Raw genomic sequence first — 3,198 nt, 5'->3', positions numbered from 1 at the left:
AACACAGTGGACGCGAGCAACTGAGGACAAGCCCTCGGCCTATTAGTACCGGTCACCTCCACACCTTGCGGTGCTTCCAGATCCGGCCTATCAACCCAGTCGTCTACTGGGAGCCTTAACCCCTCAAGGGGGTGGGAGTCCTCATCTCGAAGCAGGCTTCCCGCTTAGATGCTTTCAGCGGTTATCCCTCCCGAACGTAGCCAACCAGCCATGCCCTTGGCAGGACAACTGGCACACCAGAGGTTCGTCCGTCCCGGTCCTCTCGTACTAGGGACAGCCCTTCTCAAGACTCCTACGCGCACAGCGGATAGGGACCGAACTGTCTCACGACGTTCTAAACCCAGCTCGCGTACCGCTTTAATGGGCGAACAGCCCAACCCTTGGGACCGACTCCAGCCCCAGGATGCGACGAGCCGACATCGAGGTGCCAAACCATCCCGTCGATATGGACTCTTGGGGAAGATCAGCCTGTTATCCCCGGGGTACCTTTTATCCGTTGAGCGACGGCGCTTCCACAAGCCACCGCCGGATCACTAGTCCCGACTTTCGTCCCTGCTCGACCCGTCGGTCTCACAGTCAAGCTCCCTTGTGCACTTACACTCAACACCTGATTGCCAACCAGGCTGAGGGAACCTTTGGGCGCCTCCGTTACTCTTTAGGAGGCAACCGCCCCAGTTAAACTACCCATCAGACACTGTCCCTGATCCGGATCACGGACCCAGGTTAGACATCCAGCACGACCAGACTGGTATTTCAACGACGACTCCACCCACACTGGCGTGCGAGCTTCAAAGTCTCCCAGCTATCCTACACAAGCCGAACCGAACACCAATATCAAACTGTAGTAAAGGTCCCGGGGTCTTTCCGTCCTGCTGCGCGAAACGAGCATCTTTACTCGTAGTGCAATTTCACCGGGCCTATGGTTGAGACAGTCGAGAAGTCGTTACGCCATTCGTGCAGGTCGGAACTTACCCGACAAGGAATTTCGCTACCTTAGGATGGTTATAGTTACCACCGCCGTTTACTGGCGCTTAAGTTCTCAGCTTCGCCCAGACGAATCTGAGCTAACCGGTCCCCTTAACGTTCCAGCACCGGGCAGGCGTCAGTCCGTATACATCGCCTTACGGCTTCGCACGGACCTGTGTTTTTAGTAAACAGTCGCTTCTCGCTGGTCTCTGCGGCCACCCCCAGCTCAGAGTGCAAAACTCGTCACCAGGTGTGGCCCCCCTTCTCCCGAAGTTACGGGGGCATTTTGCCGAGTTCCTTAACCATAGTTCACCCGAACGCCTCGGTATTCTCTACCTGACCACCTGAGTCGGTTTAGGGTACGGGCCGCCATGAAACTCGCTAGAGGCTTTTCTCGACAGCATAGGATCATCCACTTCACCACAATCGGCTCGGCATCAGGTCTCAGCCGTATGCAAGGCGGATTTACCTACCTTGCGGCCTACACCCTTACCCCGGGACAACCACCGCCCGGGATGGACTACCTTCCTGCGTCACCCCATCACTCACCTACTAACCGCTTGGTTCGGCGGCTCCACCACTCCCCTCAACTCCGAAGAGATCAGGGCGGCTTCACGGCCTTAGCATCACGATGCTCGATGTTTGACGCTTCACAGCGGGTACCGGAATATCAACCGGTTATCCATCGACTACGCCTGTCGGCCTCGCCTTAGGTCCCGACTTACCCTGGGCAGATCAGCTTGACCCAGGAACCCTTAGTCAATCGGCGCAAACGTTTCTCACGTTTGTATCGCTACTCATGCCTGCATTCTCACTCGTGAACCGTCCACAACTCGCTTCCGCGGCTGCTTCACCCGGCACACGACGCTCCCCTACCCATCCATACAGGCGTTGGCCCTATTGTATGAATGACACGACTTCGGCGGTACGCTTGAGCCCCGCTACATTGTCGGCGCGGAATCACTAGACCAGTGAGCTATTACGCACTCTTTCAAGGGTGGCTGCTTCTAAGCCAACCTCCTGGTTGTCTGTGCGACTCCACATCCTTTCCCACTTAGCGTACGCTTAGGGGCCTTAGTCGATGCTCTGGGCTGTTTCCCTCTCGACCATGGAGCTTATCCCCCACAGTCTCACTGCCGCGCTCTCACTTACCGGCATTCGGAGTTTGGCTAAGGTCAGTAACCCGGTAGGGCCCATCGCCTATCCAGTGCTCTACCTCCGGCAAGAAACACACGACGCTGCACCTAAATGCATTTCGGGGAGAACCAGCTATCACGGAGTTTGATTGGCCTTTCACCCCTAACCACAGGTCATCCCCCAGGTTTTCAACCCTGGTGGGTTCGGTCCTCCACGAAGTCTTACCTCCGCTTCAACCTGCCCATGGCTAGATCACTCCGCTTCGGGTCTTGAGCGTGCTACTGAATCGCCCTGTTCGGACTCGCTTTCGCTACGGCTTCCCCACCCGGGTTAACCTCGCAACACACCGCAAACTCGCAGGCTCATTCTTCAAAAGGCACGCAGTCACGAGATGCAGCAAGCTGCATCCGACGCTCCCACGGCTTGTAGGCACACGGTTTCAGGTACTATTTCACTCCGCTCCCGCGGTACTTTTCACCATTCCCTCACGGTACTATCCGCTATCGGTCACCAGGGAATATTTAGGCTTAGCGGGTGGTCCCGCCAGATTCACACGGGATTTCTCGGGCCCCGTGCTACTTGGGTGTCTCTCAAACGAGCCGCTGACGTTTCGACTACGGGGGTCTTACCCTCTACGCCGGACCTTTCGCATGTCCTTCGCCTACATCAACGGTTTCTGACTCGTCCCACGGCCGGCAGACCGTGGAAGAGAGATCCCACAACCCCGCACACGCAACCCCTGCCGGGTCTCACACGTATACGGTTTGGCCTCATCCGGTTTCGCTCGCCACTACTCCCGGAATCACGGTTGTTTTCTCTTCCTGCGGGTACTGAGATGTTTCACTTCCCCGCGTTCCCTCCACACTGCCTATGTGTTCAGCAGCGGGTGACAGCCCATGACGACTGCCGGGTTTCCCCATTCGGAAACCCCCGGATCAAAGCCTGGTTGACGACTCCCCGGGGACTATCGTGGCCTCCCACGTCCTTCATCGGTTCCTGGTGCCAAGGCATCCACCGTGCGCCCTTAAAAACTTGGCCACAGATGCTCGCGTCCACTGTGCAGTTCTCAAACAACGACCAACCACCCATCACCCT

Annotated in this window: 1 rRNA gene; it reads right to left on the bottom strand. The window is 57.1% G+C overall.

The window, feature by feature from the left end:
* Positions 1 to 22 precede the first annotated feature (22 nt).
* Positions 23 to 3,141, bottom strand: a 23S ribosomal RNA gene (locus tag DMH12_RS37040).
* Between the last annotated feature and the right edge of the window lie 57 nt (positions 3,142 to 3,198).

The sequence above is a fragment of the Streptomyces sp. WAC 04229 genome (genome assembly GCF_003947455.1).
GTDB lineage: Bacteria > Actinomycetota > Actinomycetes > Streptomycetales > Streptomycetaceae > Streptomyces.
This window is presented reverse-complemented; position numbering and strand designations above follow the sequence as displayed.